At 49.1% G+C, this 3377-nt stretch carries 2 protein-coding genes; both read left to right on the forward strand.

Annotation, left to right across the window (positions count from 1 at the left end; translation table 11 throughout):
* Positions 1 to 2279 (forward strand): carbamoyl-phosphate synthase large subunit (carB, locus tag WEIDD23_RS08615; RefSeq protein WP_242865480.1); only part of this gene is annotated, 2279 nt, incomplete at its 5' end.
* 23 nt (positions 2280 to 2302) lie between these two features.
* A complete protein-coding gene (locus tag WEIDD23_RS08620) occupies positions 2303 to 3262 on the forward strand; it encodes a dihydroorotate dehydrogenase (protein ID WP_010369913.1) in 960 nt (319 codons plus the stop codon).
* The last annotated feature ends 115 nt before the right edge of the window (positions 3263 to 3377 follow it).

Below are 3377 nucleotides of genomic sequence, written 5' to 3' on the forward strand. Positions count from 1 at the left end.
CACGTGTGTCGCGCTCATCAGCCTTGGCTTCAAAGGCAACCGGGTATCCAATTGCGAAGATGGCCGCCAAGATTGCGGTTGGGCTCACCTTGGATGAAATTATTAACCCAGTTACTGGTACGACCATGGCACAGTTTGAACCAGCCCTCGACTACGTGATCGTTAAAATTCCGCGTTGGCCGTTCGACAAATTTGCCAACGCTGACCGCCGTTTGGGGACGCAGATGAAGGCAACTGGTGAAGTCATGGCGATTGGCCGTAACATCGAAGAGGCCATGAATAAGGCAATTCGATCATTGGAAATTGGGGCGCTCAGTTTGCGTGACAATCGTTTTGAGAACCTGGCAACTGCTGAGTTAGTGGATATGTTAATGCCAGCCCGTGATGATCGGCTGTTTATGATTGGCGAGTTATTCCGTCGGGGTGTCACGCTGGCCGAATTACATGCAGCGACGCAAATTGATGAATTTTTCTTAGACAAAGTGCTGCATTTGATTGAGATTGAAACACAACTTACGCATGAAGTCGGCGATGCTGACACGTTAGCATTGGCTAAGCGGAATGGGTTTGCAGATCAAACGATTGCGGACATTTGGGGGATGACGATGGACGATATTCGCCAGCGCCGGCAACAGTTACAGTTGCAGTCAGTCTACAAGATGGTTGATACGGTGGCGGCTGAATTTGCCTCACAAACGCCATATTATTATGCAACTTTTGAACAGGAAGATGAATCAGTTGTGAGTGAGAAGCCAAGCGTGTTGGTATTGGGTTCCGGTCCAATTCGCATTGGTCAAGGTGTTGAGTTTGACTATGCCACGGTACATGCGGTGAAGGCAATTCAAGCAGCAGGGTATGAGGCAATTATCATGAACTCAAACCCTGAAACGGTGTCAACAGACTTCTCAGTCTCGGATAAGTTGTACTTTGAACCGCTCACGTTGGAAGATGTTCTGAATGTCATCGACCATGAGCAACCGCTTGGGGTGGTCGTTCAGTTCGGTGGTCAAACGGCGATTAATCTAGCAGCGCCATTAGCAGCACGTGGTGTCAACATTTTGGGGACGACGGTTGAAAATCTGGATCGTGCGGAAGATCGTGAAGCCTTTGATCAAGTGATTAAAGCGCTGCAACTGCCACAACCGGTTGGTAAGACGGCAACGACAGTACCAGGCGCGTTGGCAGCAGCTGAAGAAGTTGGCTATCCTGTCTTGGTTCGACCTTCATACGTGTTAGGTGGTCGTGCAATGGAAATTGTGACCAATGCGGCTGAATTGACCGACTATATGGGGCGTGCGGTGAAGGTTTCTAATGATCACCCAGTCTTAATCGATTCTTACTTAGTGGGGGCTGAAGCCGAAGTGGATGTGCTATCCGATGGTGAGACGGTTGTGATTCCAGGTATTATGGAACACATCGAACGTGCCGGGGTGCACTCTGGTGACTCGATGTCGGTTTACCCAAGTCAGACACTTAGCCAAAAGGTCAAGGATGAAATGGTGGCAGCGTCAATTGCATTAGCCAAGTCACTGCAGACCGTTGGTTTGATGAATGTCCAATTTGTCATTCATGATAATACGGCGTATGTCATTGAAGTGAACCCACGCGCATCACGAACAGTGCCATTTATTTCGAAGGTCACGCATTTACAGTTGGCCCAATTGGCGACGCAAGTGATGCTAGGTCAACGCTTAGCAGACCTTGGTTTAACAACCGGCTTGGTACCCGAACCAACAACGGTTCACGTTAAGGCACCAATTTTCTCATTCACCAAGTTACCTGAAGTTGACTCATTGCTGGGACCAGAAATGAAGTCAACTGGGGAAGTGATGGGATCCGACACGACGTTTGAAAAGGCGCTATACAAGGCGTTTGAAGCGTCAAACATCAAGGTGCCAACGTTTGGTAACGTGCTATTGACAGTCGCTGATGAAGATAAGGAAGAAGCGCTGGTGTTGGCCAAGCGTTTTGCTGACTTAGGGTTCCAATTGGTTGCGACGGCGGGGACAGGTGCTTACCTACGTGATAATCAGTTAGCCGTTGAGATTCTTGATAAAATCAGTGAATCTGACAATAATGCGGTATCAGCATTGCGAAACGGTCACCTACAAATTGCGATTAATACAACGCGTCAAGATGGCGCAACGATTAGTGATGGCCAACGGATTCGACATGCGGCCATCGAAAATGCAGTCCCACTCTTTACGGCCTTCGACACGGTGGGGGCTTTGCTTCGCGTCTTGGAATCACAAGGGTTTGCGGTTACAGCAATGGCCTAGACAGTTATTTGGGGAGAACTAACATGGAAGAAACACGTTATTCAGTATCATTGCCAGGATTGGAGTTAAAGAATCCCTTTATGCCTTCTTCAGGGGCATTTATGTACGGCTTGGATCACTTGCAAGATTTTGACTTAAATGAAATGGGCGCGTTGGTCTTAAAAACAACGACGGTTGAAGCGCGGCGCGGGAATCCAAAACCTTGGGTGATTGGCACTGATAGTGGCATTATGAATTCAGTTGGTTTGGCTAATCCAGGGATGGCGTCGGTCGCTAATGAGGTGCTGCCAGAACTGGCGACGGCCTTACCAGACCTGCCAGTGATGATTTCAGTAGCCGGGGAAACGGTCTTAGAATATCAAACGTTAGCCAAGGTGTTTGATCGGATTGACTATATCAAGGCATTGGAACTCAATCTGTCATGCCCAAACGTCGACAAAGGTGGGATGGAATTTGGTGTTGATCCGGAAACGGCGGCCGAAGTAGTTGCCGCCGTGCGTGAGGTGACGGATAAGCCATTGTACGCCAAATTATCACCAAATGTGACGGATATAAAGCCGATTGCTAAAGCGGTTGCTGATGCAGGGGCGGATGGCTTAGTGCTGATTAATACGGTGGTTGGGATGAGCCTTGATTTGGCCACGCGCCAACCACGCTTGTACCGGGGTACTGGTGGTATGTCAGGAGCAGCCATTCACCCAATCGCTGTGCGTATGATCTGGGAAGCAGCTTCGGTGGTTGATATTCCAATTATTGGGGTCGGCGGTGTTGATTCAATTGATGCGGCCCTTGAATTAATGCTTGCCGGTGCGTCCGCTGTGCAGATTGGCACGAAAACAGCCGAAGATAAGCAATTTATTCCCAAGCTAATTGCGGCTTTGCCAGCTGCCCTTGATAAATATGGTTTTGACACGGTGCGTGATGTTACTGGGGCGGTGGCAAAGTTCCCACTACCCGTTACGGCTTGGGAAGCGACGCATTAGGAGAGATGATGACAAAACCAGTATTTATTGCGTTGGATTTTTCCGACGCGCAGGAAACAATGGCCTTTCTAGAGCAGTCTCCGGCTGATGTCCGGCCAGCGGTAAAAGTGGGGAT

This window comes from Weissella sp. DD23, assembly GCF_001579105.1.
In the GTDB taxonomy this organism is placed as follows: Bacteria; Bacillota; Bacilli; order Lactobacillales; family Lactobacillaceae; genus Weissella; species Weissella cibaria.

What these genes read in the sequence shown, in the direction of transcription:
- WEIDD23_RS08620 (WP_010369913.1), top strand. Translation starts at nt 2,303, where the DNA reads ATGGAAGAAACACGTTATTCAGTATCATTGCCAGGATTGGAGTTAAAG.